This is a genomic window from Alicyclobacillus kakegawensis NBRC 103104 (assembly GCF_001552655.1).
In the GTDB taxonomy this organism is placed as follows: domain Bacteria; phylum Bacillota; class Bacilli; order Alicyclobacillales; family Alicyclobacillaceae; genus Alicyclobacillus_G; species Alicyclobacillus_G kakegawensis.
Map to the genome: position 1 here is coordinate 13,733 of NZ_BCRP01000019.1, position 24,625 is coordinate 38,357.

Here is a 24,625-nt window from a genome sequence, read left to right on the forward strand (position 1 = left end):
TTGTGATGCCATGAAAGAGGGACATAAAATGCCGCGAGTACATGAGATCTTAGATCTTGAGTATAAGCCAAAACTACCTAAAGATATGTCTATGGGAATCGGCATTGTTGGAGCGGGTGAGATTGTTCGCGAGGCACATCTCCCGGCCTATAAGATTGCAGGTTTTAACGTTGTATCGATAACCGATCTGGACACAACACGTGCACAGGCCCTATCGGTTCAATATGGGATACCCAGAGTCTATGAGACGGTAGAGGAACTCGTTGCCGATCCAGACATTCAAATTGTGGATATTGCAGTCCCGGCCGAGGTGCAGCCGAGCATTGTTGAACTTGCTACAAACCACGGCAAACATGTGCTGTGTCAAAAGCCGCTGGCCGATACGTTTTCCAACGCTCAAAGTATTGTTTCAATGTGCGAACAGGCAGGAGTTAGAGGTGCAGTGAATTGCCAGATGCGGTGGGCTCCAGGTATCCAAGCTAGCCACACGATTATAAAAAGAGGTTGGCTAGGGGACCTGATTCAAGCGAGCTTTCAAGTCAACGTTCTTCAAAGGTTTGAACGTTGGTCGTTTCTGAGAGATATTCCAACACTCGAGGTCATGTATCATAGTATTCACTATTTGGATTCAATTAGGTATCTCTTTGGCACACCATCATACATCTTCGCGGATGGTTCAAAGTATCCAGGACAGGTGTGCGCGGGTGAGACGAGGACATTGATTCATATAGCATATGAGGACGAAAGACGAGCGTTGATTTACGATAATCATAACAACTGGTGCGGTCAGGATGATTGGTATGCCGCGTTCCGATTCGAAGGTACACGAGGCGTCATTAAAGGGACAAATGGAGCGCTGTATAATTACCCGACAGGACGAGAGGATACAATGAGCTTTATCTCCAGGGAGATAGATGAGGACTATTGGTTTACCCCGCGGTTGACAGGCAGATGGTTTCCTCACGCATTCATAGGAACTATGGGAGAGCTAATGATAGCCATCGAAGAAGATAGAGAACCGGTCAACAGTGTCCGAGACGGATTGGAAACGTTGCAAATGGTATTTGCAGCCTATAAATCAATGGATGAACGTCGCGCAGTATGGCTTCATGAAATAACGGGTTAGCACCTAAAATTCCGATGGGAGTGCTGATGTCTATGAAACTAGTTACCTACAAGTCGCAAAATCAAGAGTTGCTTGGGGTGAAATTGGACGGCGGGATCATCCCTGTTTCATGCATAGCAGAGGTTTCCGGCGACAGTGAGCTTGCTTTGGTTACGGTACATGACTTAATTGGGAATGCCATGTTAACCGAACGTCTGCATGAGGCGGTGGAGAAACATCATAATCAACTCCAACACAGTCTCGTCCAAGAGGACTCCATTCAGTTTTCCCCGTGTGTGCCGCGACCCGGCAAAATCATCTGCATCGGCTTGAACTATCGCCGCCATGCGATTGAAACCAACGCACCGATTCCAACTGTTCCGATTGTGTTCAGCAAGTTTTCCGACACAGCGGCAGCACATCTTGAAGAGATACCGTTGCCTAAAAGATCCACCGAGGTCGACTACGAGGCGGAACTGGGCGTTGTCATCGGTAAGCGTGCTGTCGATGTTTCCCGCGAGCAAGCGCTCGATTATGTTTTCGGATATTGCAACGTGAATGACTTATCCGCCCGAGATCTGCAGATGCGCACTCACCAATGGCTACTTGGCAAGACATGCGAGAAATTCGCCCCGATGGGTCCGTTTCTCGTCACCAAAGATGAAGTCGGCGATCCGAACAGCTTGGACATCCGTGCCTTCGTCAACGGTGAAAAGCGCCAGGACTCCAACACTTCGGACATGATTTTCCACGTCGATGAAATCATCGAGTATCTCTCACAATACATGGTCCTCGAACCGGGCGACCTGATCTTGACCGGTACGCCGGAAGGCGTCATTCTTGGATATCCAGAGGATCAACGGGAATGGTTGAAAGCGGGTGACACGGTGACAATTGAAATCGAAAAGCTCGGCTCATTAACGAATACGTTCACTGTTAAAGAGAGGGTGTAATAATATGCGACTGCAAAATAAGGTTTGCCTGATTACTGGAGCTGGAAAAGGGATTGGTGCCGCAACGGCAAAAGCGTTTGCACGGGAGGGTGCCATCGTTGAAATTGGCGAAGTCGATATGCGGTCTGCGAATTCCGTTGTAGAAGAGATCAATGTTGCCGGTAGACTGGCCTTCGCCACGGCTGTCGATGTAACCAACAGTGAATCGGTCGACGCGTGGGTGAAGCAGGTGCTTGAGCGTCACAAGCGGATCGACGTTCTGTTCAACAATGCGGGCGTGAGTGCTGTTGGCCAACTGCATGAAGTGACACGGGATCTGTGGGATAAGGTAATGGCTGTCAACGTGACGGGTGTGTATTTGGTTTCACGGGCGGTGCTGCCAGTGATGATTGAACAAAATCAGGGCGTCATCATCAACATGTCTTCTTGCATCGCACAGATCGGACTTGCTCGGCGCGCGGCCTATGCGGCGACCAAGGGGGCTATCCTCTCAATGACGAAGTCGATGCAGGTTGACTATGCACCGCATAATATTCGCGTGAATGCGTTGCTTCCGGGAACGATACTTACACCGTTTGTAGAAGATTATTTGAATCGGTCTTATGATGACCCAACAAAAGCTATTGAATCTTTGAAACAACGTCAATTAGGGGGGGAACTAGGTAAACCGGAGGATGTTGCAGCCGCTGCCGTCTATTTAGCCTCTAATGAATCCAGTTACGTGATGGGAGCCGGCCTAGCGGTTGATGGTGGTGTTACTGCAGGGAAACCATTATAATTTAAGCAAAAATGTCCGTGTAATAGTAATAGCTGAATCCGTGACAGGGTAGCTGTCGGTTGCTCATGCGGCGTTTATCACGAATCGAACGGGCTTGGACACATCGGTGAGTCAAGCGATTCCATCGGAAATTCACCCGTAAGGGAACACCAGTATCCGTAGAAGCGAATGGCTTCCCGGGCCGTTCATCGTCAGGCCTTGTTTCCAGGTCGCGTGGTTCCAAATCCCGGGCTAGAGACGGCACATGTTATGCGAAGGTCAAATACAAATGGCGAAATACAGGGAGCCATCGGTTCCATGCCCCAGCTTCAGTTTGGTCTGCTTGCATGTCGGACTAGCTTCGCAACCAAGGTCATCAAGTTCTGAATTGCCGTCCGGATACGGCGACGTTCTGCCTTCTTACGCAGGGGTATCGTTGCGTTTCAGGCTTTCCTGACCAACCACCCTCAGCAAGTTATAAGTCATGCATACAAAATGCAGTACCGAGTTGGTTGCGAACTTGACTGACGGCAGCCGTTCTGCGTCAAAATCCGTCTTGATTTCGCTGTGGAACTGTTCCATCACGGCGTGGTCATGGTACAGACGAATGATCACATCTGGGTCGTCGGGCAGGGAGGTCCAGTAGGCGTCGACCTCAATGTCTGGGACCAACAGGGTTTGTTCGTCGTCGTGGTCCGTTCGATGACCTCGCAAACCATCCGAACGGGTTCCGACAGGCCCTTGACTGGGCACATCAGCGAACCGTGATACACTTTCTTGCCTGGCCGAGGCTCGTGGCATATACCGTGCTGCTGGGCGGTCACGAGCCAGGCCTAGGGGCTTTACCTTCGCAGATTCCGTTTGATAATGAACTCGGTCCTGCTATCCTGAGGCACAAATTCCGCGCTACATCTCGGTACGGTGAACTGGTAAACGAACAAAGTGGTGCAGAAATTGTTCGGTTGATGGCAGAATCTCCTGATATATGGTTCTATGAAAACGCGATCATTATCCGACCGTCCTTCTTCAGGGGGTTAGAACCCATACTTCTTGCGTTTTTCTCCTTGTACTGTCGAAGTACTGTCGAAATTAAATATGTAAATTTTACAATTTTATAGGCTGCTATGTGGGGCCACTTGCTTCGTAAGCATTCAAAATGCCCTCATCGGTAAAGATGGGGGCGTTTTTGCATTTACCTAATCTGAATCCGACCGTTATTCCGGTACTCGAACAACCCAAACATGTTCTGAACTTCCAATTCCGATCATTTCTTAGAAAAAGATCGCGGTTTCATAATGACTCCTTTATCCATATTATCGAACGAGCGACAAGGATTTCCCCTATTCAGACCTGTTTCCAGTCTGCCCGTGCCAAGGTGGCGCGAAATGTGGGTTGACATCGATTTCATGATTGATTTAAAATAGAGTCAAGAAACTTAGTAACCGTTATTAAGTAAGGGGTCAAAGATGTGGTAAATAGTAAGCCTGAGTTGCTACGAAAACTCAACGACCGACAAATTCTCAACTTAATTCGGCAGGAAGGCCCTATTTCAAGAGCAGAAATTGCTCGTGAATTAGGCCTAGCACTTCCTACTGTCTCAAGAGCTGTTGACAGTTTTCTTGAACGCGGATGGATTGAGACCGTAGGGGTGGGCACCTCCAGCGGCGGAAGACCACCAACACTACTTCGGCTAAAGGAAAATAGTACGGGTGCCGTAGGTATCGAGATTGGCAGAAGCTCTGTCCGTATAATATACACAGATCTTCGAGCACACGTTCGATATCTTGACGAGCGTTCCATCAATGAGGTTGCCGGGCCTTCTTCTCTTTTGAAGTATGTTTATGAATTTATTGAAGAGCATCAACTGCCGATTGACCAAATCGAAGGTATTGGTATTGCGGCTCCTGGACCGTTGGATGCGGCTAAGGGGGTATTGATGGTACCAGAGGACATCACGAGTGAATGGATTGGTGCGCCTATTGTTCAAGTTCTGATGGATGGACTGAATGTTCCGTGTTACTTGTCAAATGATGCAAATGCAGCAGCGCTTGCAGAAAGCTGGTTTGGAAAAGCCAAAGATTATGACAGTGTTGTGTTTGTGCTGTCGGACATTGGGTTGGGTGCTGGGGTTGTACTAAACGGGTCTATATGGAATGGGCACAATAATTTCTCCGGTGAAATCAGCCACATGATTGTGGATGTTCAAGGTATTAAATGCTCCTGTGGCAGAGTTGGATGTTTGAACGCATATGCTTCTCTTCGCGCAATCGAACAAGCTGTAAGATCGCGAGAGGCCAGTAGAGCAGATGCGACTTGGTCAGATATTATTCGACGAGCGAAAGAAAGAATAAATCCCGAGGCTGAAGTCATTCGGACTGCTGCACGGTATCTCGCTGCTGCGATTGTGAACATAATTCAGATGATTGATCCTGCGGTTATCGTTCTTGGTGGGCGAGCAATGCTGCATGAAGATATGTACCTATTCAATCTCGTGCGGCAACATGTTAATCAGTTGCTCGGTAATGAAGAGCGAGACATCTTAATCACAGGCTTTGGCGTTGACGCCGTATGTGTCGGGGCAGCTTCGTTAGCGTTGCAATACGTTTATGACCATACACGGTTGTTGAAACAAAGTTAAGGGCTTTTACACGCGGGAACGTCTATTCAGCTCTTCCTTTTGTTACAAATTAACAAATATAACAAATATAAACTTAAAGCGGGGTGTGAAGTGAGTTCAGTGCAGTGAGGGAGAAGAACTATGTTTGTTGGAGTTCTTGTAGGATTACAAAATATTACTATTAGGCTTGTGCAGGTAGGAGGCGTGCAAATCAGGTGGTGAATATTTCGTATGTCACATGTGATCTGTGATCTATGTGGTTGATGGTAGGTTCACCACGCGGAATTACTCGTCACGGTTGTGCTCATCGACCATTGAAAAGAGATGGAGGGAGAAAGCCGTGGGTACCCATACGAAATCTAACGTAGCGAAGTTAGTCATCGGCGCGTCGTTGATAGCCATATTGGCAACTGGGTGTGGGGCACAGAATGCTACCAACAGTGCGCAAAGCAATTCGGGAAGTCCCAATGGCGAGACTATTACGTTTTGGGCTGACCAGGAGGCGCCTGAGAATTACCAAGCACAGGTTTGGAAAAAAGTTCTTGGTAAATTCAAGCAACAGACTGGAATAACTGTGAAGTATCAAATGATCCCGTGGTCGGATCTTTGGCAAAAGATTCTCGGTGCCGTCTCCAGCGGAAATGGACCAGACGTCGTTGCAATGGGTAACACTTGGGCGTCTACATTGGCTGCTACGGGCGGATTCGTCCAATTGACTCCAGACAAGGTACAGCAGATTGGTGGTTCGTCGAAGTTTATACCTGCGTGCTTTGTTGTCACAGGACTAGCCGGACACTCACCGATCGCCGTGCCGTATCTGGCTGAAGCGGACGCGTTGTACTACAACAAGCAAATGTTCCAAGATGCTGGCATTGGGAAGCCCCCTACTACTTGGAGTGAATTTGTTGCTGATGCCCAAAAATTAACGAAAAACGGTGTGTATGGTTTTGGAACGGACGGAGCATCCGTCACCGATAACGCACACATCTTCTTTGATTTGCTCAACCAAAATGGAGGTTCATTCTTCGATAACAATGGTAAGCCTGCATTGACCAGTACCGCGTCAACAAAGGCTGCGAGCTTCTTCGCAGATTTGAGGAGTAAATACAAGGTGATGGCGCCAGACTCCGCCGAGTGGAACGATAGTGATGTGGTAGCCGCTTTTGCTCATAAGAAGATTGCCATGATGATTATGCAAGATGGATACATGACTCAACTCAAGCAGGATGGCATGAACGACAGCGAATACGGTGTAGCTCCGATTCCGATGATTCCGTATGGTTTAACTAAGCTCCCGGCAGGTGGAAGTATGACTGGTAGCCATGTCGCGGGCATCGATGTTGGCATACTTAAATCTTCCAAGCACCTGCAAGCGGATTTGAAGTTTTTGAAGTATATTACGGATCCACAGACGCAAATTACACTCTGCAAAGCGTTTAATCTGTTGCCAGTAAATCCGGACGCCTACAAAGATCCAGCTTTCCAATCGCCTAAAATTAAGGTGTTTGAAGATATCCTGAGGAATCATGCCAAGCCCACTCCGTTGGTGAATAACTATGGTCAAGTCGAGCAAATTATTGGTACCCATATCAAAAACATTCTTTCTGCAGCAGCTCAAAATAAACTTCAACCAAATACTGTGACGAAAGAACTTTCCCAAGCCAATCAGGAAGTGGCATCTATTTCTCAGTAGAACGTTTGTGCTGAGGGAACAGGAACCATCGTAAGATGGTTCCTGTGTTCCCGATATTCAAAACGTGTGAAAACTGAGTTAAGAAATTGATATTACCATAAGAGTCAAGGAACAACTCAGTGGTTGTCGCAATTGTTACATAGTTAGCTAGGGAAATGGTCCAGGATTGATGGAATTATTGAAGTGAAAAGATGCTTTGCCAGGATGAAGAAAGTTCGCTTGACTGCCATGTGGCTGCCTCGGCGTCACCTGTTCATCCTGAACTCATCGAGTACAAGCGCTTCAACAGAGAATAGTTGCAAACACTCATGGTGAAACGAAGGTGAGGCAGCCAGAGAGAACGCAAAGTGATTGGCTTGATTGTATGCTGGCACAGGCACTGCTCACCGGGGTTATGGAGAAGTTCAAGAGGTTACGCAAGTAGCAATTGTACCGCATGAGGGAATTATATGAGGGAGTTATCGAATTGCTTGGTTCTTCGCGTTTCAGAGGACCGAAATCTTTCGTGGCGGAGGTGGCTGAGTTGTTTCTGTGCGGCCATCACAGTGATCTATTTATCGAAATGATGATTCATCGTGTCCAAACCTCCTAATGCCTCGGTATGCTAAGGCCATCTTCTGTTTGTTAAGCTTACTCACTCATAGTCAAACGGCACCAAGTCACGACAATTTGAATACTTCTCTATAGTCCTGAGTGATGTAACGAGTAGAAGAACACCACGTACGCATCGCCAAGAAGGCAAGGATTTTCAATGAAATGAATGATGTATGCGTACAAACCATACGTTAACTAACACACGCATCTAGAAAGTAGGTGGATATCATGCATAAATATTCCTGGTTAGAAAAAAAACCGAACCTTATCGTACTATGGATGCTGTTACCGGCACTAGTTTTGGAATTATTGATTCATATACTGCCGATGCTTGTTGGTTTATACATCAGCTTTACCCATCTCACGACGTTTACCTTACATGATTGGCTCCATGCGCCGTTCATAGGACTCGAGAATTACAAAGTTGGTCTTAACCCATCCAATCCTCTGGGGGCAGCGTTCTTCTGGTCATTCTTCATTAGTTTAGCTTACACTGCGATTACAGTCATTGCTTCAACTTTGTTAGGATTGGGCGGAGCACTGCTTGTCAATCATCATTTTCCAGGTCGAGCAGTATTTCGCACAATATTTCTATTACCTTATGCAATGCCTGTATTTGTGGTTGGGATTGTGTGGCGATTTATGTTCATGAGGGATTGGGGACTTGTCAATCAACTACTTGTCAACGCGTTTCATGTTATCGCTAGTAAACCGTTCTGGCTGATTGGACCGCATGCGTTCATAGCCATTGTTATTGCATCAATTTGGAGAAATTGGCCATTCTTGTTCTTGATTTCGCTGGCTGGCCTGCAAACGATTCCGCCTGACCAATATGAGGCTGCAGAGGTGGATGGTGCAAATACATTGATGAAATTCCGTCACATTACTCTTCCTGGTTTGCGGCCCGTCATTTCCATCGGTATTTTACTCAGTTTCTTGTGGACTTTTAATGATTTTACACTTCCGTTTTCGATGTTGGGTGAGAACCCATCCCCGAGCGCGGATGTGTTAACTCTGCACATCTACTCTAATTCATTTCAAGATTGGAACTTCGGTACAGGTGCTGCCATGTCCGTACTCATGATGATGGCACTGGGGTTGATTATCTTACTGTTCAACAGGATGTTCCGGCTGGGGAGGAGGAATGAACTGTGAAGCGCAAGTCACAATTACAGACGCTTACACGAGCTTTCTTTCTGACTTTGTACACGCTGTTTGTTGTTGTGCCACTTTACGAAATGGTAAAATCTTCATTTGAACCTTTGCGTGACATTGAGTCTACACAGTTTCATTTCTTGCCGCTTCACTTTAGTTGGAAGGCATACAGAGACATGTGGACAACACTTCCTTTAGCACGATACTTCATAGATAGTTTGGTTGTCTCTGGAATTTCGACCTTGCTCTCCATTGTCGTTGCGATATGTGCGGCGTATGCATTCAGTCGTTTTCGCTTTCCAGGCAAGTCTTTCTTCGGTGTAATGATTCTTGCAACACAAATCTTTCCCGGGATGTTGTTTTTGTTACCTATATTTGTAATGTTTACTCAGATTCAGGATAACACGGGCATTCAACTGAATGGGACATATCTTGGGCTGGTCATCACTTATATGACGTTTGCACTTCCTTTTGCAATTTGGATGATGCGCGGCTATTTTGAAACCATTCCCCTTTCACTGGAGGAAGCGGCTATGATTGATGGCTGTTCTCGGATAGGTGTTTTAACTCGAATTGTTATTCCTTTGGCAATTCCAGGGATTATAGCTGTAGCCGTCTTCGCCTTCTTGAACGCGTGGAATGAAGTGCTGTTTGCTAGTGTTCTCACTTCGGATACGACACAAACGCTTGCTATCGGACTCCAAAGTTATGCGACCCAAACTGTAGTCGAATGGAATCAGCTGATGGCATCGTCCATAACCGTGACTGTTCCAGTTATGGTTGCATTTTTGTTAGTTCAAAAGTATTTCTTGTTCGGCCTCACAGGTGGCGTAAAAGAGTAGCAAATTTAGTAGTTACGTTGGTGCAAAATGCGAGCATATTTCTGTAAAGTCCTAGCCTAGGAGTGTGTCAACGTATTTGATTTGAGCGCTGAAATATACGCGATAAGCCACATAGTTCCTTTTCGAACTCTGCCTCACCCCAGGAGGTCGCATGATTTTGCGGTGGGCTTCTTTGTGCTGTGTACGCAGTGATGAAATCCCGGAGAGGTTGCCATTCCCTGTCTCGATGACGCTGTTGGGTGTCAAGGTGGTGCGCGCCTGAGAAGGTAATGATTTTCATTTCAGCAGATGTGATGATCAGGCTCTGCTAGTGATTTGAGAAACTAGATGGATGTAGATAGCCAGTAGGAGGCTCGCAGAGTGAACGAACTCACAAACTGGAAAATTCAACATATGGATGAAGGCGCGATCAGCGATTTGGTTATGGCTTCACCAGACTTTATCGACCACTTTTGGATCCCAACCCGCGTCCCCGGCGATGTACACACAACACTTATCGAACGAGGTATCATCGAGCACCCGTTCTTCGGCCACAACGACGTGAAGGCCCGCTGGATCGAGGACAAGGTGTGGTGGTATCGAACCGAGCTGTTCTGGGACGAGGTACTGGAGCCCGACGACCGGGTGGAACTCGTGTTCGAGGGCCTCGATACGTTTGCCACAGTCTACTTCAACGGTCTCGAGATGGCTCGTTCTGAGAACATGTTCGTGCCGCTCGTACTCGACGTGACGCGCGAGATCCAACGGGGACGTAACGTGATCGCAGTCAAGTTTGACCCCATTCTGTACCGAGTGGCGAACAAAGAGATGCGCTATTGGTCGGGTTTCAGCAAGGAACGGATTTGGGTTCGCAAGGCACAGATGAACTTCGGCTGGGACTGGTGTCCGCGGCTGGTGACGGTCGGGATCTGGAAACCTGTACACCTGCTCCGCCGTCGTACCGGCCGCTTGACCTCGGTCTGGGCGCGAACGACGAAGCTGACGCCCGACCACAGCCGGGCGTGGCTGGACGTCGACGTGGAGGCGCAAGTCTGGGCGGACAGCGCCGAGCAGGTGGTCGCAGAGGTGGAGTTGGCGTCGGACGCCGGCCGCCTGGTGCATGAGCTGCCGCTGCGGGCGGGGCGCGGCTCGCTGCGGATGGAGATACCGCAGCCGCGGCTGTGGTGGACGCATGACCTTGGAGAACCGCACCTCTATAAGCTTCAGACTCGGCTGTACGTGAACGGGGAAGTCGTCGACGAACACGCGTCCGAAGTCGGGATCCGCACCATCGAACTGCGAACCGCGGACGATCAAGGCCGCCCTGTCTTCACCTTCGTCCTCAACGGAGTGCCTGTGTTCGCGAGGGGTGCCAACTGGATCCCTGTTGACAGCTTCTTTGCGTCGGCATCGGATATGCGCTATCAGCAGCTGATCCGGCTCGCCAAGGAGGCCCACATGAATATGCTCCGCGTGTGGGGCGGTGGCATCTACGAACGGGATGTGTTCTATCAGACGTGTGATCGCGAAGGCGTCCTCGTCTGGCAGGATTTCATGTTCGCGTGCGCGTTGTACCCGGATTACAACATGGACTTCATGCGCAACGTGGAGACGGAGATGCGCCACGTGATTCGCGCGCTCCGCAACCACGCGTGCCTGGCGCTGTGGGGCGGAAACAATGAAAACGACTGGTTGTACGAGATGCTGCGGGCCAGCGGCACCATTCAAACCCCGTTCTACGGCGAACGCATCTACCATCAACTGATTCCGAAGGTTCTCGCGGAACTCGACTCGACGCGGCCGTACTGGCCGAGTTCACCGTATGGCGGCAACGACCACAACAGTGCTGAGGCGGGAGATCGCCATAACTGGCAGGTCTGGCATGGCCATGTGTACCCGCGCAGGTTCGGCGAACCGGAACGGGTCGACTACAGCGTGGCCGGGGTATCGTTCAAACACTATGCAGAGGACGAGGCGCGGTTCGTTAGCGAGTTCGGGATGCACGCCGCGGCCAACCGCTACACGCTGGCGCGCTGGCTACCAGAAGGCACGCTGTACTGGGGCAGTCCTGAACTCGCCTATCGGAACAAGGATTACCACCATCCTAAGGGCAACCTGCTAATGGCAGGGTATACGGGTGAGCCTCACAATCTCGAGACCTACTTGGCCTACTCGATGTTGACTCAAGCCGAGGGTCTTCGCTTCGGAGTCGAACACTATCGGCGACGCAAGTTTGAAACGAGCGGCACGCTGATCTGGCAGTTGAACGACTGTTGGCCAGGGACGAGCTGGTCCGTGATCGACTATCACCTGTTGCCCAAGGCGTCGTACTACTATGCCAGACGGTTCTACCACCCCATACTCTGGTCGCTGCGGGTCATACCCGGTGAGGTTATTGAATTGTGGGGCGTGAATGATACGCGGTGGCCTGTGGAGGAGAGAGTCCGGGTGGAGGTCCGCACCTTCCATGGTGAGACGATGTTGGAGGAGGAGGTCTCGGTCAGCCTTCCCGCGAACGGGATTCGACAACTCCGACGCTGGTCAGAGGCGGAGGTGCTGAGGGGTGCAGACCCGAGGCATGTGGTGGTGATCTCGACGCCTATCGCTGGGCGAGGACCGCGTCAGATCGTCTACCTCCGTGACCATCGTGAGCTGTGCTGGCCGTCCGCGGAGCTGCGCTGGGAGGTGGACCACGAGCGCCGGACGGTGACAGTGCAGACGGACGTTCATGCTCGCTTTGTGCAGATTGAGCTGGCACAGTCCGGCGTAGTCTGCTCGGACAACTTTTTCGACCTTCCGGCCGGGGAACGAACCACCATTGAAATCCGCCAGCTGGAAGGAGATCCGCTCCGCTGGGACACACTTCACATTCATGCGCTAAACGAGAGGGGGAACGCGTAATGAAGGCAGTGGTATTACACGGTGTTGGAAACCTGCGGGTGGAGACCCTGCCTGACCCGGTCCCAGGCCCAGACGAGGTCGTGATTCGTGTCGCCGTGTGTGGGATCTGCGGCACGGACCTGCACATCTATCAGGGTCAGCCGGGATCGGCCGAGGTGCATCCACCCGTGGTGCTCGGCCATGAACTGGCCGGCGAGGTGCTGGCCGTTGGGACGGGGGTGACGAAACTGCGCGTGGGAGACCGAGTGTCGGTCGACCCGAACCTGTACTGCGGCGTCTGCCGCTTCTGCCGCGACGGACGCATCCAGATGTGCGAGCATTTGCAGGCGATCGGAGTCACACGTAACGGCGGTATGGCCGAATTGTGCGTCGTTCCGGCCAAGAATTGCCACCGCCTACCGGACGGGCTGGGGATGCTGGAGGGCGCGCTGGTAGAGCCGCTCGCCTGCTGCGTACACGGAATCGAGCGGCTGTCGCTGCGGCCGGGGCAGTCCGCTCTTGTCATCGGTGCCGGTTACATTGGACTCATGATGGTACAGCTGCTGCGTCTGTACGGTGCAGGCCACATTGTTGTCAGTGAGCCAGAGGCGCGCAAGCGCGAGCTGGCCCTGTCGCTCGGCGCGGATTCTGCCATCAATCCGAATGCGCTTCCAGATCACGCAGCCGGCGTGCCTGCGGCGGATGCAGGAACCGGGTTCGATGTCGTCATCGAGTGCGTAGGCCGCGCGGAGACCATGCACGCCGCTGTCGAGGCCGCGGGCCGCGGGGGACAGATACTTCTGTTCGGTGTCGCTAATCCAGACGCGGTCATCCAGGTCCGACCGTATCAGGTGTTCGCCAAGGAGCTGACGATCGCTGGGTCGTTCGTGAACCCGTACACCCATCGGGCGGCGGTCGCGTTGGCGGCGCAGGGTCGGATTCAAATGGTGCCCCTGGTCTCCCATCGCTTTGCGCCCGACGATATTCCCAGCGTCATGGAGTGCTATAGGGGGCTATCGGCACTAAAAGGCGTCATTGTCTGGATGCAGTAGGCAGGATTCGTTTCCGGCACCAGCTGAATACCCCCGACACGTGTAAACGTACGGTTTAGTATCAAGTGGTTTGGGTTGCAATTGAGTTCACCGATTTCGTTCAAATAGCATACATCACGCCGGAGTGACAGTCTTCTGAAGAAGTTCACCGATACGGTGACTACAGGAGTTCGACAGAACTACCCCGGACCCTACGCTTAAGGTCATAGTTTTTTAGATTATGTAATTATGCAATGACTTTAGAAGAAAAAATTCATATGACGTATGCTCTGTCACTTCGCTAACTGGTTATGGAATGATGGAATCATAGAATGATAATTGAAGGCATTTCGTGAAAGGATGGTCATCATGGTATACGGAGCCATCGAGGCTGGCGGCACCAAAATTTTGTTCGGAGTCGGTGATGATAACGGAAGAATTCTGGATTATAGGACCATTATTACCACAACTCCGGCGGCAGCGATGTCATCGATTTGCGAATTCTTCAAACGTAATCCTGTGGAAGGTATTGGCGTCGGATCGTTTGGACCTGTGGATGTCCATCTTACTAGTCCTACCTACGGTCAGTTGACGACGACACCTAAGATTCCGTGGCAACAGTTCAATTGGGTGCATCATCTTCGTGAGCGGCTCGACGTACCCGTCTATGTGGATACCGACGTGAACGCTGCCGCATTGGGAGAATCCCGTTGGGGAGCCGCCGTTGGATTTAGGAACTCTGTGTACATTACGGTAGGAACGGGGGTCGGAGCAGGAATTATCGCAGAGGGCCGCGTTGTTCATGGGCTGATACATCCGGAGGTCGGACACCTCTTGGTGCGCAAACATCCCAATGATTCGTTTGAGGGGATCTGCCCGTTTCACCAGGATTGTCTTGAAGGACTCGCAAGTGGACCTGCACTCGCAGAACGTTGGGGAGTCAAAGGAGAACATCTGGCTGAACACGGTATCGCATGGGATATGGAAGCTTATTATCTGGCACAAGCGGTTGTGAGCCTGATGCTCATCTTGTCCCCCGAAAAGGTGATCATGGGAGGCGGTGTAATGAATCAGCCTCAGCTGATGCCAAAAATCCGATCACAGGTCGTTCATCTGCTCCAGGGTTATTTGTGTCATCCTCAAATCACTGAAAGAATCGATGACTACGTCGTGCCACCTGCCCTCGGGCACCTGGCTGGTCTCAAAGGAGCACTCGCACTCGTGCTCGAGCGTTGTAGCTCCTCGTGAACAGGTCAGTTCAGCCGCGAGGATGACCGGTATCCTGCATGCCAATCTTTCGAAAACGGCCCGGTGAGATGCCCACGTAACGACGGAACGAGTTCTCAAAATGCGTCTCGCTTTGATACCCGACCGTATTTCTCCAATTGTGTCCTGTGTCGTGAGAAGGCGGCGTTTCGCCACCTCAATTCTATAGGCACGCAAAAACTGCATAGGACTTATTCCTGTCTCTCTCTTGAACGTAAGACAAATGAAAGGGACTGATATAGACCATTTCCGAGAGCTGCTCAAGCCGAAGATCATTCGAATCGTATTGAACCCGAGTTTGTCAAGACAGATGGGATGGCCTTTTAAGAGAGAGCATTCCTGTAATAAAGCAAAATCGGGTTTGAGACAATGAAAAACTCCTGATAGTGTTGGGTTTGCACAGAACACATCACTTATCAGGAGGTAAAGACAACATGAGTATAACGCAGAACAGCAAGATTCGCAGGATCACGGATTCAACCTTGGTTGTCGGAGCTGACATTGCTAAAAAGGTCCACGTGGCTCGTGCTAGTGATGTGCGGGGCGTGGAACTTGGGAAGCCACTGACTTTTGACAACACAAGACACGGTTTTGGAAGGCTTCTCACGTGGATTCAGTCACTCATGGTGGACCATAGTTGCGACAACGTCGTGTTTGGCGTCGAACCAACGGGTCACTATTGGATCGGATTAACACCCGCAGATTGGACACATACTCCCGATATTGAGCTCTTTCGCAGTTTTTCTTCGGGCCTTTGCTCTGGTCCATAAATTGCCATCAGTCGTCGGTCCGTCAAGGGCCGCTGTCGCTGAACCTCCGGTTCCCCTTGACCGCCCCTCCTCCCTCTGGCCTTGGGTAGTGAGGGGCAAAGGCCCTGGATACGCACCAACGTGCGTCACACCCTTACAGGACGTCTGGGCTGGAGCCCAGTCTCGAGATGGCGGCGGTAGAACTCGGCCGGCGACAGGTAGTGCAAGCCGGAATGCAATCGGCGGTTGTTGTACCGGCTCACGAATTCCACGACCGCCTGATATGCCTCGGCGTAGGTCTCGAACTCGTACATGGACAAGCACTCATCTTCGAGAAGCCTGTGGTACGACTCAATGTATGCGTTCATATTCGGTGTCTTGGGCGGTATACGCTCGTGTAGGACATTCCATCGCTCACACTCCGATTCAAACACATGACTCACAAACTGGGGGCCATTGTCTGAACGGATAACGGGCAATGGTAAATTACGCTGAAGAATCCGACGCTTCCACAGTGCTGTCCGAAAAGCTTCAACGGCATGTCTGGCTTCGCAGGTGAGACCGATATGATATCCCACAATCTGCCTGTCATACACGTCGATGTACGACAGCACAAAGAAGAAGCGATCCTCTCCCGTGATGTATCCGTACTTCACATCCACCTCCCAAAGCTGGTTCGGTCCTGTGATGGTGCGGTTCTGTGCCAACTTCCTCGGGGTTTTTTGGCGAAGTTTCCGTTGTGGCCGCAGGACATCCAGTTCCTTACACAGGCGGTACACCTTTTTCTCGTTCACCACGAGTGTATGGTCCTGTCGGAGCATATGGGTCAGCTTGCGGTACCCATATGCGTAACCGTCACCGGCAATGGATTCCATAATCCATTCCTTGATCTGTTCATCACTGACCTTGCGACCATCCACAGTCCGTGAATACCCAGGAATGGGGCGTCCACCCGAAGTGGTATGCGGCCTTCGCGCCCGTTTTTCGAGCGCGCACGATTTTTGACAGGAATTTCGCCGGCCGGTGTGGAATCCAGTAGCTCGTTGCATCTTCGGACGGGAGGATTTCCAGTTGCTCGGCGGCATTCGTACGTTTGTCATGGGACCCGCGCCTGTACTCGCTCGTCTCATCGATTGGCTGGGGTGGGTCGACATCATTGACCAGGGAGTGTCCCGATCGGACTGCAAACTGTCGGTCGGCTTACGCACCAAGGCGTTGCTCATAAACGTGGGGACCAACCGGGAGGCTCTGTACCGTGTAGAGGAGTTCTATGCCCAGCACGATACAGAGGTGCTGCTGGGCGAAGGCGTTTCCGCCGAGGATCTCAACGATGATGCCTTGGCGCGTGCGTTGGATGCTCTCTACGAGGCTGGGCCGGAACGGCTGTATACCACCATGGCTTTGCAGACCCTGCGGAAACTGCGGGTGATGGACGATGCCGATGACCTCATCCCCATTCATGCGGATACCCCCTCGCTCTCGGTCACGGGCGAGTATCTGGACCAGACGGAGTTTCGCATTGACCGGGGGTTTTCGAAGGACCATCGGCCGGACCTGAAGCAGATCGTCTTTGGGCAAGGTACTTGTGGAGATCCGCTGTGCGACCAAATTTTTAAAAAAAAGGGCTACCCCCTATTGGAGCTGCACAACCCATGTCGGAAGATTGCCACTATAAGGGTCTAATGCAAGGTAGTCTTCTTTGTCCAATGCGAAAAACTACGAACGAGCGAGAATGCGGGAGAAAATAAAAAATCATTGAGGGAGGTATATAAAGTGTCTTCTACCCGTCCTCACATCGTGCCACCTAATCGTTGGTGGGACTACGTGTTCATCACGGCTGGCGCGACGATAGTTCTTGTAAATATCATTTATACATGTTATGTATGGATGCTTCTTCCTAATACAATTCCCATGCACTTCAGTGTATCTGGACAGCCAAATCAGTGGGGCGGCAAGGGAAATGTCATACCGTTGCCCATCATCAGCCTGCTCTTGTACGCTTTGTTCATCGTATTTCGTAGGTTTCCTTGGTTGATGAACTATCCAGTGGCGGTGACTCCCCACAATGCCATTCGTCTATACAGCTACGCTAGACTTCTTATGGCGATCATGGCTCTGGAGTCATCCGCCTTTTTATTCGCGTTGCAACTGGGTATCGTGAGAACCGCATTGGGAAAGCAACATGGGCTTGGAAGTATATATCTAATTCTTGTTGTGGTAATTTCTTTATTGGTATTGATCGTCTTTTTGGTAGCAATGATCTCAAGATCTAAGAGACAGGATTAAAACGCGTTTGGTTGGGTGAATAAACGTAAGATATGAGCCTCCCTTGTTTACTAAAAGTGGATATCAGCCTTCGCTGAAAATGTTGCCCTAAATTCAGGAGAATTGTCTTAGACATGGTCACAGGTGCGGTGTGTTCACCCGCGCAAGGGCCGCTTCGCTTACGGCGTTATCTCTTTTCGTGAAGCCACCCCAGGAGCAATGATGTACCGACTCTCCGTGTCAACTCACGAATAAATCTTACCGAACGGGATGTGAATCACTCATTCAAAAATCTAACCTTTCACTCGCTCTCTCTCCTTTTGTGTAACCGCTCACGCTGTTTGGCGGAAGACGAGCGGTTTTTTGTTGCATTCGTTGACGGAGGGTTTTCCCGTTGATTGTCGTATGACGATTCATATCGTACCGACAATCATCGACAGGGGGCATAAAAGAAGAAGAGAGACCTTCAAGGTTTGCCGGCCTCGGTCTCTCTTCTGCTGGGTCACGGTTCTCACCGTGCCCTAACTGAGTTATGTCTCAATCTTATACCATCCCCTTTCCCGACGTCGAGTCCTACCTGCAATTTTGTGAGGATCCGGATCTGGACCGGCTTCGCCCGCCGAGATGTGGTCATTGCGGACATTCTGTCTTGCATCGCCACGGCAGTTATAAGCGCAACGTGTGGGCAAAGGAACGGTCGTGGCGTATCCTGGTGTTCCGGTTCCGCTGTGCGAATCCGGAGTGTAAGCGAACCTGCAGTGTGTTGCCTAGTTTCGTGGGACGGTACGAGCGGTTTGTCTGGGACGTCCAGGAGCAGGTGTGCACAAATGTGGATACACAGCACTCCATGGAGGAGGCGGGCAGGGCGGTCCCCGCTCCGGTCGGGCCGATTTGTACCCGTACAGTGTGGCGGTGGTTCAGGCGTTGGCGGGCGTACATGAACGAGTTGGAGAGCCAGTTCTGGGAATACGTGATTTCGCTCGATCCCGCTCTTCATATGCCGAGGGGTCAGGAGCGGCCCACCCGCCGTCTGCAATACTGGCAGAAGGTTTGGATGCAGCTGGTGCCAAAGAAAGTGAACGTTCGACTCTTCCATGGCTTGTATCGTCTTCGCCAGTCGTGTGCAGCCTATATGGTCTAAACCATCCCACAATTTATGTCTATGGAGCCTTCTCGCCCTCTCGGCTGAGAATGGGGTTGTACCCATTCTGGAAGGGAGATGGTGGAATGGACCGGAAGCGTGCGGAGGAGATTGCGGCGTTTCGATATGGGGCGATTGCTCCCATTGTGAGCCGGCAGACACCGCTGTCCCCAGGGGAACTGCGTGCGTATCTCGAACATGCGGTGAAGCAGTCCTATGTGATCCCAGGCACCACAAGAACGACGCTCAGCGTGCGGACCTTGGAGCGGTGGATTGCGGCGTACAGAAAGGGCGGGTATGACGCCTTGCTTCCCAAGACCCGCAGCGATAAAGGCCGCCACCGGCTGCCGGACGAGGTGATTCAAAAGGCCGTGGCGTTGCGCAGGGAGCGGCCCGAGCGCAGTGTGGAGCAGATCATTCTCTTGCTGGAGGAGAGTGGGGTTGTGGCGCCGGGCACGGTGGCGCAGAGCACCCTGGCTCGCCATTTACTCCGTGCTGGAGCAAGCCGCAAGGATCTGCTGCGCTCCGACGACCGGGGATACCGGCGCTTTGAGGCAGAAGATGTCCATGTGCTGTGGCAGGCAGATTTTAAGCATGCGCTGTATCTCCCTGATCCGAATCATCCACAGCGCAAGAAAAAGACCGTTCTATTCGCCATCCTGGACGATTACTCGAGACTCATTGTCCACGGGCAGTTTTATTGGGACGAGCAGTTGCCCCGCCTGGAAGACAGTTTGAAAAAAGCGATCCTGCGGTATGGCATCCCCGAACAACTGTACGTGGACAACGGTGCGGTTTTCTCATCCCAGCACCTGCGGCGCATCTGTGGAAAGCTTGGGATTCACCTTTCGCACAGCAAACCCTACCGCCCTGCTGGGCGGGGCAAAGTAGAACGCCTGTTCCGGTTTCTCGACACGAGCTTCATCCCCGAAGCCTACGAACAAGTCGAGGCAGGGCATATCCGGACGCTTGGCGAGTTGAATGACGCATTTTGGGCCTGGGTCGAGGGGTATTACCACCTGCGAAAACATGGCAGCACGGGACAGTCTCCCAAGGAACGGGCAGCGGCGAGCAACCGTACACCCAAGCGGGTTTCAGAAGCGGAACTGACAGACATTTTCCTGTGGGAGGAGGAGCGTACCGCCGACAAGGCGAACTGTGTCTCCCTGATGGGCAACACCTATGAGGTGGACCCTGAACTGGCCAGGCGGAAAGTGATGCTGCGCTATGACCCGTTCGATCTTACGGTGATCCAGGTCTGGAGCGAGGGTAAAAGATGGCCTGACGCCAAGCCGGTGGATTTGACCCGACGTTATGACCGCGGGTTACCTCGACGGTGAAAAGCGACAAGGAAAGTACGGACCACGTCTCCTTCTTCGAGGCAGCGGATAACCGGCGCAGGCAGGCGGCTCAGGGATCCCCCCTGCGATTTTCGGATGTAAAGCGTGGTGAGCACTCATGACGCCACAGGAGAAGTGGGGATTAGAAAAGCTACCATTTCGACGGGACGTGGAAGGGCATGAGTTTTACGAGACAGCCGCACACCGGGAAGCCTTGGCTCGTATGGAATGGGTGCTTGAACAAAACGCACTGGGTTTACTGACCGGTGAAGTGGGCAGTGGGAAATCCACCCTCATCCGGCGACTGATTGGCGGGTTGGATGAGATGAAATGGCTTCCCATCTACATTTGTATACCCGGCCTGCGACCAAGGGAGTTTTATGGAGAACTTCTCTCCTATCTTGGGGAGGCGAGTCCTTATTCCGTCAACCGGGCGAGGAAGCTCTGGAATGAACGAGTCCAGGCTGGCGGGCTTACTGACGAGAGACGGTGGGTGGTGGTGATGGATGAGGCGCAGGATATCTCCGATGAGATGTTGCAGGAGTTGAGATTTGTTCGTAACCAGAGGATGGACACCGTGTCCCCGTTCCCGCTGATTTTGGTTGGGCAACCGGAGTTACGGCGGAAACTGCGGCTGAAGAAATACGAGGCCATTTCGCAACGGATTGAGATGGTGTACCACCTGACCGGAATGACCAGGGAAGAGACAGCAGACTATGTGCGTCACCAGATTCGGCTGACCGGAAAGGCAGCGCCGTTGTTTACGGACAGCGCTTTGCACCTGATTTATGGAGCAAGCCGAGGAATTCCACGGGTGGTCCATCAAATCTGCTTGCAAGTCCTGTACGATGCAGCGGCCAAGAACAGTGATGTGGTGGAGGACGCCTACATCCAGCGAGTGTTGGCGGACCAGCAGTGGCAACGGGGGGCGGCTGGATAACCGGCCGCTCCTACACACCTGAAGTGACTGACGGACCAACGACCACCAAGATGGCGGAATGTCGGTACAACTCTCACGCCAATGGCGGTGAGAAATTCACCGCCAAACAGCGTGAGTGGCTACAGCAAGCATCATGCTTTGGCTATGGATATTTAATCCTTCATATGGACTTTTAAATGCTGTTCTAGAGTCCCTTGGCCTTTCACAGTCGCAATGGATCTACGGTTCTGGAACGGCAATACCCTCGCTGGTTCTAATGTCAACGTGGAGTATAGGAAATACCGTCGTGATATTCTTGGCTTGGAGCCACTGCACTTGACAGCGCTCACATCATGCCCATATATTATCTATACGTCTAGATGATATTAGGAATTCGCCGGATGATGGCCCCTCTGCACGTCAATTCGGTGTATGAGACCTGTAACGTCACGGGAGGGATGACAGCTGAGAGAGTTTATTGACCGAGATTCTCCCCTGCCTGTATACGCTCAGATTGCGGAGCATCTGAAACAAATGGCCGATCAACAGTTTGTCGAAGGACGTACAAAGTTCTACACGGATGACGAATTGATTGCCATGTTCGGTGTCTCCCGCATGACGATCCGCCAAGCCGTTCAAGTGTTGGTGGACGAAGGGATTCTGGAACGCATTCAGGGAAAGGGCACGTTCATTGTTAAAAAGAAAAAGATGGAGACTGACATTGAGCGGCTGGACACATTTTTTCGAGGCTGGTATTTGGAGCAGGACTTCAGTGTGGAGCTGTTGGTCAAGCAAGTGGTTCCGTGTCCGGACAAGTACTGCAGCCGGCTGGGACTCACACCTGAGTCGGAAGTCATTCAGGTGAAGAGAAGGAGGTTGTCCAAGGGAGTTCCGGTTGTGGTCGACAACCGTTACATGCTTAAGGAGTTCGGGGACAAAATATCCGACGAGGAGCTGGTTCGATATTCGTTTTCGGAGATCTTCCTCCGGAAATTCAATCTGAAGTTCTCAGAAGGAACCATTGAGATTGAGGCTACTCTAGCGGATGAGAAAACCGCAGAGTTGTTAACCGTACCGATCGGTTCACCGATTCTCTACCGACGCATCGAACTGATGGTGGACCATCACGGTTGCATATTCGTTGGCGAATCTTCGTACAGAGGAGACATGTTCAAGTACAAGTCCGTGCTTCGTTCCAAATGAGCATAGAAGCACTAGTGACGCAAGGGAAATCACGGATTTGGGTAGTGTGTGAAAGCGTTTCCTCGATCCTCCAATTATCGTCCGCACGACCAGTCTACTGATCACATACCGAAGCGGAGAAAGGAGTACAACGATGAGTGCCTTTGCAACACAGACGCCTACAGAAACGGATGACAGATTGACACCTGTACAAAAAAGGACGCTAGCCGCCGCCTGGGCAGGCTTCAGCCTAGATAGTTACGCAACCATCATCTATTCCCTAGTCCTTACGTCAGTGATGGTAGCATTTCAACTTTCCCCGGCTGCGGCTGGATTGATTAGCACAGTGACGCTGGTTGCATCCGCGGTGGGAGGCGTGTTCTTCGGCATCCTTTCGGACTATTGGGGCAAACGAAATGTGATGATTATCAGCATCTTGCTGTTCGCCTTCTTCAGTTTAATGTCTGCTGTCGCACAGAATTACGGTCAGTTGATGGTTTCACGCGCACTCGTGGGATTTGGGTTCTCTGGTGAATACACAGCGAGCATGATGATGGTAACCGAGGTATGGCCGGCTCATAAAAGAACCGTTGCCAGCGCATTAACACAAAGCGGTTGGGCCATCGGTTTCTTTGTCGGTAGCTTGGTTACCTTGTTGTTGTTGCCCACATTTGGATTTCGGTCCGTATTCTTGGCAGGGGCCATTCCTGCGCTGTTTGTCCTGTACATTCGGTTTGGGCTGCCGGAGTCCAAGGTATGGGAAGAAACGCGAAAGGCGCAACGCGCATCTAAACGGGACAAGACCTTCTCTTTCTTCCAGTTATGGTCCCCGGTGCTGTTGCCCACTACCCTCATTACCATGGCCATCGCGACGTTTAACCAATTCGTCTATTGGGGAATCAACTCTTGGCTTCCGGCCTTTCTGGAATCGCCGCAATCTAAAGGCGGTGCAGGCCTTGGATTTGTACATGGAATGAGTTGGCTCATGGTGTTCAACGCAGGGTCATTTCTAGGTTACATTTGTTTCGGCTGGATTGCGGACCGTATAGGCCGAAAGAAAGCCCTGTTGCTGTATTTGATTGCCATGATGGTCTTCCTTGGGATCTTTGTCGGCTGGGTGCGAGCCGAATGGTTGTCCTATCTCTTTGCTCCGGTCGTTGGATTTTTTGGCACAGGCTACATCTCTGCCTTTGGCGCTATGTTTGCCGAATTGTTTCCCACCACGGCCCGAGCGACTGGACAGGGATTCGTGTATAACTTCGGCCGGGGTGTGGCAGGTTTCGTGCCCTGGATTCAGGGGCTTCTGGTGAGCAGAATGGGATATATGTCAGCTATGTTGATTCCCATCGGGTCGGCGGTGCTGTTGCTCATCTGCATATTCATTGTCCGGGACACACAGGGACAACCCCTTGTCAGAGACCTGGACGATCTGAAACAATAAACATGACACAGGCCAAGTTAGAGAAGGACCATGACTGCGAAGGAGCACTTGCATGAACAAAGAACCGTTGAACATCGAGAATATTTTACCGGAAGTGAATTGGATTTCGGATCTTGAGACCCGCAAAAAGGTCTGCTTGATTTGGGAGCGATTGTGGCAAGAAAGTTCGTTTACTGATATCAATCAACTGCCGGTCGTACCGAGTACGACGTACCCGCACATTCCGCATAATCGTGCAGTGGTCCACATGGCGGTTCGAGTGGCGGAAGTGTTGGAAGAGATCCATGGTGTGAAGATCGATCGCGATGACTTAATCGCCGCAGCGCTCTTGCAGGACGCGAGCAAGTTGGTGGAATACCGGAAGACGGAGGACGGCGGATACGAGTTCACCGAAATGGGAAGCATGTTCCAACATGCGTTCTATGCAGCACATCTCGCTTTGCAATATGGGCTGCCGCATACGGTCGTACAGGCTATATTCACCCACACGCCGGACAGTGCCCAGTTTCCGCCAAGTTTAATTGCACGGATTCTGTTTTACGTGGACCAGATTGATACAGCGGCCTTGGGCGTTGACCGTTGGAAGAAGACGAGTATGATTTATCGGTGAACACCGTCGTGCTGTCATGCACTCAATGCTTGGCGCGGTACATCGATGGCCAACGAACGACTGACAGTCGCATTAATGGTATATACTGTATTTTCTGGAAATTTTG

The 24,625-nt window shown here is 51.4% G+C and carries 19 protein-coding genes and 3 pseudogenes; 19 read left to right on the forward strand and 3 right to left on the reverse strand.

The features are described from left to right. The first annotated feature begins 28 nt into the window (after window positions 1–28). Genes AK2_RS12985 through AK2_RS12995 form a run of 3 tightly spaced genes read left to right on the forward strand, consistent with a single transcriptional unit; the run spans window position 29 to window position 2,836 of the window. A complete protein-coding gene (locus AK2_RS12985; RefSeq protein ID WP_067935124.1) occupies window positions 29–1,126 on the forward strand; it encodes a Gfo/Idh/MocA family protein in 1,098 nt (365 codons plus the stop codon). Window positions 1,127–1,158: 32 nt separating this feature from the next. Further along, entirely contained in the window at window positions 1,159–2,058 is a 900-nt protein-coding gene (locus AK2_RS12990) for a fumarylacetoacetate hydrolase family protein (protein WP_067935126.1), read from the forward strand. Between the two features lie 4 nt (window positions 2,059–2,062). Further along, the gene (locus AK2_RS12995) at window positions 2,063–2,836 is read left to right on the forward strand and encodes an SDR family NAD(P)-dependent oxidoreductase (RefSeq protein ID WP_067935128.1); all 774 of its coding nucleotides are present in this window, start codon (window positions 2,063–2,065) and stop codon (window positions 2,834–2,836) included. Window positions 2,837–3,235: 399 nt separating this feature from the next. On the opposite strand, the gene AK2_RS17510 is transcribed toward AK2_RS12995, so the two are convergent. Then, entirely contained in the window at window positions 3,236–3,529 is a 294-nt protein-coding gene (locus AK2_RS17510) for a hypothetical protein (protein WP_067935130.1), read from the reverse strand. Window positions 3,530–4,283: 754 nt separating this feature from the next. Here AK2_RS17510 and AK2_RS13005 point away from each other — a divergent pair. From AK2_RS13005 to AK2_RS13035, 7 genes are all read left to right on the forward strand, one after another. Then, on the forward strand, window positions 4,284–5,453 hold the full coding sequence (locus AK2_RS13005; RefSeq protein ID WP_083521187.1) for an ROK family transcriptional regulator: 1,170 nt from the start codon (window positions 4,284–4,286) through the stop codon (window positions 5,451–5,453). A gap of 319 nt (window positions 5,454–5,772) precedes the next feature. Then, complete coding sequence (locus AK2_RS13010) at window positions 5,773–7,125, forward strand: extracellular solute-binding protein (protein WP_067935133.1); 1,353 nt, start codon at window positions 5,773–5,775, stop codon at window positions 7,123–7,125. Window positions 7,126–7,947: 822 nt separating this feature from the next. Further along, on the forward strand, window positions 7,948–8,874 hold the full coding sequence (locus tag AK2_RS13015) for a carbohydrate ABC transporter permease (protein WP_067935135.1): 927 nt from the start codon (window positions 7,948–7,950) through the stop codon (window positions 8,872–8,874). Further along, window positions 8,871–9,716, forward strand: coding sequence for a carbohydrate ABC transporter permease (locus tag AK2_RS13020; RefSeq protein ID WP_067935138.1), 846 nt, complete (start codon window positions 8,871–8,873; stop codon window positions 9,714–9,716). The genes AK2_RS13015 and AK2_RS13020 overlap by 4 nt, the downstream gene beginning before the upstream one ends. A gap of 393 nt (window positions 9,717–10,109) precedes the next feature. Then, window positions 10,110–12,596, forward strand: coding sequence for a beta-mannosidase (locus AK2_RS13025; protein ID WP_067935201.1), 2,487 nt, complete (start codon window positions 10,110–10,112; stop codon window positions 12,594–12,596). Then, window positions 12,596–13,627 (forward strand): zinc-dependent alcohol dehydrogenase family protein, encoded by a 1,032-nt coding sequence (locus tag AK2_RS13030; RefSeq protein WP_067935141.1) that lies wholly within the window; start codon window positions 12,596–12,598, stop codon window positions 13,625–13,627. The genes AK2_RS13025 and AK2_RS13030 overlap by 1 nt, the downstream gene beginning before the upstream one ends. Window positions 13,628–13,975: 348 nt before the next feature. Further along, window positions 13,976–14,854: an ROK family protein gene (locus tag AK2_RS13035; protein ID WP_067935144.1), complete on the forward strand. Its 879-nt coding sequence runs from the start codon at window positions 13,976–13,978 to the stop codon at window positions 14,852–14,854. Between the two features lie 10 nt (window positions 14,855–14,864). Here AK2_RS13035 and AK2_RS17840 read toward each other — a convergent pair. Continuing rightward, a pseudogene (locus AK2_RS17840) lies at window positions 14,865–14,969 on the reverse strand (hypothetical protein); the annotation flags it as partial. Between the two features lie 337 nt (window positions 14,970–15,306). On the opposite strand from AK2_RS17840, the gene AK2_RS17845 reads away from it, so the two are divergent. Continuing rightward, window positions 15,307–15,642, forward strand: a complete 336-nt coding sequence (locus AK2_RS17845; RefSeq protein WP_067935152.1) for an IS110 family transposase — start codon at window positions 15,307–15,309, stop codon at window positions 15,640–15,642. A gap of 125 nt (window positions 15,643–15,767) precedes the next feature. Here the strand turns inward: AK2_RS17845 and AK2_RS13045 are convergent, their stop codons facing one another. Beyond that, the gene (locus AK2_RS13045) at window positions 15,768–16,541 is read right to left on the reverse strand and encodes an IS3 family transposase (protein WP_169794794.1); all 774 of its coding nucleotides are present in this window, start codon (window positions 16,539–16,541) and stop codon (window positions 15,768–15,770) included. 178 nt (window positions 16,542–16,719) lie between these two features. Between AK2_RS13045 and AK2_RS13050 the strand changes: the two are divergent. The 8 genes and pseudogenes from AK2_RS13050 to AK2_RS13085 form a co-directional block, all read left to right on the forward strand. Continuing rightward, a pseudogene (locus tag AK2_RS13050) lies at window positions 16,720–17,232 on the forward strand (DUF4277 domain-containing protein); the annotation flags it as partial. A 213-nt stretch (window positions 17,233–17,445) separates the two neighbouring features. After that, a complete protein-coding gene (locus AK2_RS13055; protein WP_067935156.1) occupies window positions 17,446–17,907 on the forward strand; it encodes a DUF1648 domain-containing protein in 462 nt (153 codons plus the stop codon). A 511-nt stretch (window positions 17,908–18,418) separates the two neighbouring features. Continuing rightward, the gene (locus tag AK2_RS17515) at window positions 18,419–19,027 is read left to right on the forward strand and encodes a DUF6431 domain-containing protein (RefSeq protein WP_245632907.1); all 609 of its coding nucleotides are present in this window, start codon (window positions 18,419–18,421) and stop codon (window positions 19,025–19,027) included. A gap of 86 nt (window positions 19,028–19,113) precedes the next feature. Then, a pseudogene (locus tag AK2_RS13065) lies at window positions 19,114–20,489 on the forward strand (transposase). After that, window positions 20,486–21,307 carry an ExeA family protein gene (locus AK2_RS13070; protein WP_067935167.1) on the forward strand — a complete coding sequence of 274 codons (822 nt, stop codon included), beginning with the start codon at window positions 20,486–20,488 and terminating at the stop codon, window positions 21,305–21,307. Before AK2_RS13065 ends, AK2_RS13070 begins: the two are co-directional and overlap by 4 nt. Before the next feature lie 492 nt (window positions 21,308–21,799). Then, window positions 21,800–22,489: a GntR family transcriptional regulator gene (locus AK2_RS13075; protein WP_281180666.1), complete on the forward strand. Its 690-nt coding sequence runs from the start codon at window positions 21,800–21,802 to the stop codon at window positions 22,487–22,489. A 133-nt stretch (window positions 22,490–22,622) separates the two neighbouring features. Continuing rightward, window positions 22,623–23,909, forward strand: coding sequence for an MFS transporter (locus tag AK2_RS13080; protein WP_083521190.1), 1,287 nt, complete (start codon window positions 22,623–22,625; stop codon window positions 23,907–23,909). A 52-nt stretch (window positions 23,910–23,961) separates the two neighbouring features. Further along, complete coding sequence (locus AK2_RS13085; RefSeq protein ID WP_067935171.1) at window positions 23,962–24,519, forward strand: HD domain-containing protein; 558 nt, start codon at window positions 23,962–23,964, stop codon at window positions 24,517–24,519. Window positions 24,520–24,625 lie beyond the last annotated feature (106 nt).

Coding starts and splice junctions, on each gene's coding strand:
- AK2_RS12985 (WP_067935124.1), top strand. CDS start 29: ATGCCGCGAGTACATGAGATCTTAGATCTTGAGTATAAGCCAAAACTA.
- AK2_RS12990 (WP_067935126.1), top strand. CDS start 1,159: ATGAAACTAGTTACCTACAAGTCGCAAAATCAAGAGTTGCTTGGGGTG.
- AK2_RS12995 (WP_067935128.1), top strand. CDS start 2,063: ATGCGACTGCAAAATAAGGTTTGCCTGATTACTGGAGCTGGAAAAGGG.
- AK2_RS13015 (WP_067935135.1), top strand. CDS start 7,948: ATGCATAAATATTCCTGGTTAGAAAAAAAACCGAACCTTATCGTACTA.
- AK2_RS13025 (WP_067935201.1), top strand. CDS start 10,110: ATGGATGAAGGCGCGATCAGCGATTTGGTTATGGCTTCACCAGACTTT.
- AK2_RS13030 (WP_067935141.1), top strand. CDS start 12,596: ATGAAGGCAGTGGTATTACACGGTGTTGGAAACCTGCGGGTGGAGACC.
- AK2_RS13035 (WP_067935144.1), top strand. CDS start 13,976: ATGGTATACGGAGCCATCGAGGCTGGCGGCACCAAAATTTTGTTCGGA.
- AK2_RS17845 (WP_067935152.1), top strand. CDS start 15,307: ATGAGTATAACGCAGAACAGCAAGATTCGCAGGATCACGGATTCAACC.
- AK2_RS17515 (WP_245632907.1), top strand. CDS start 18,419: ATGTCTCAATCTTATACCATCCCCTTTCCCGACGTCGAGTCCTACCTG.
- AK2_RS13070 (WP_067935167.1), top strand. CDS start 20,486: ATGACGCCACAGGAGAAGTGGGGATTAGAAAAGCTACCATTTCGACGG.
- AK2_RS13080 (WP_083521190.1), top strand. CDS start 22,623: ATGAGTGCCTTTGCAACACAGACGCCTACAGAAACGGATGACAGATTG.
- AK2_RS13085 (WP_067935171.1), top strand. CDS start 23,962: ATGAACAAAGAACCGTTGAACATCGAGAATATTTTACCGGAAGTGAAT.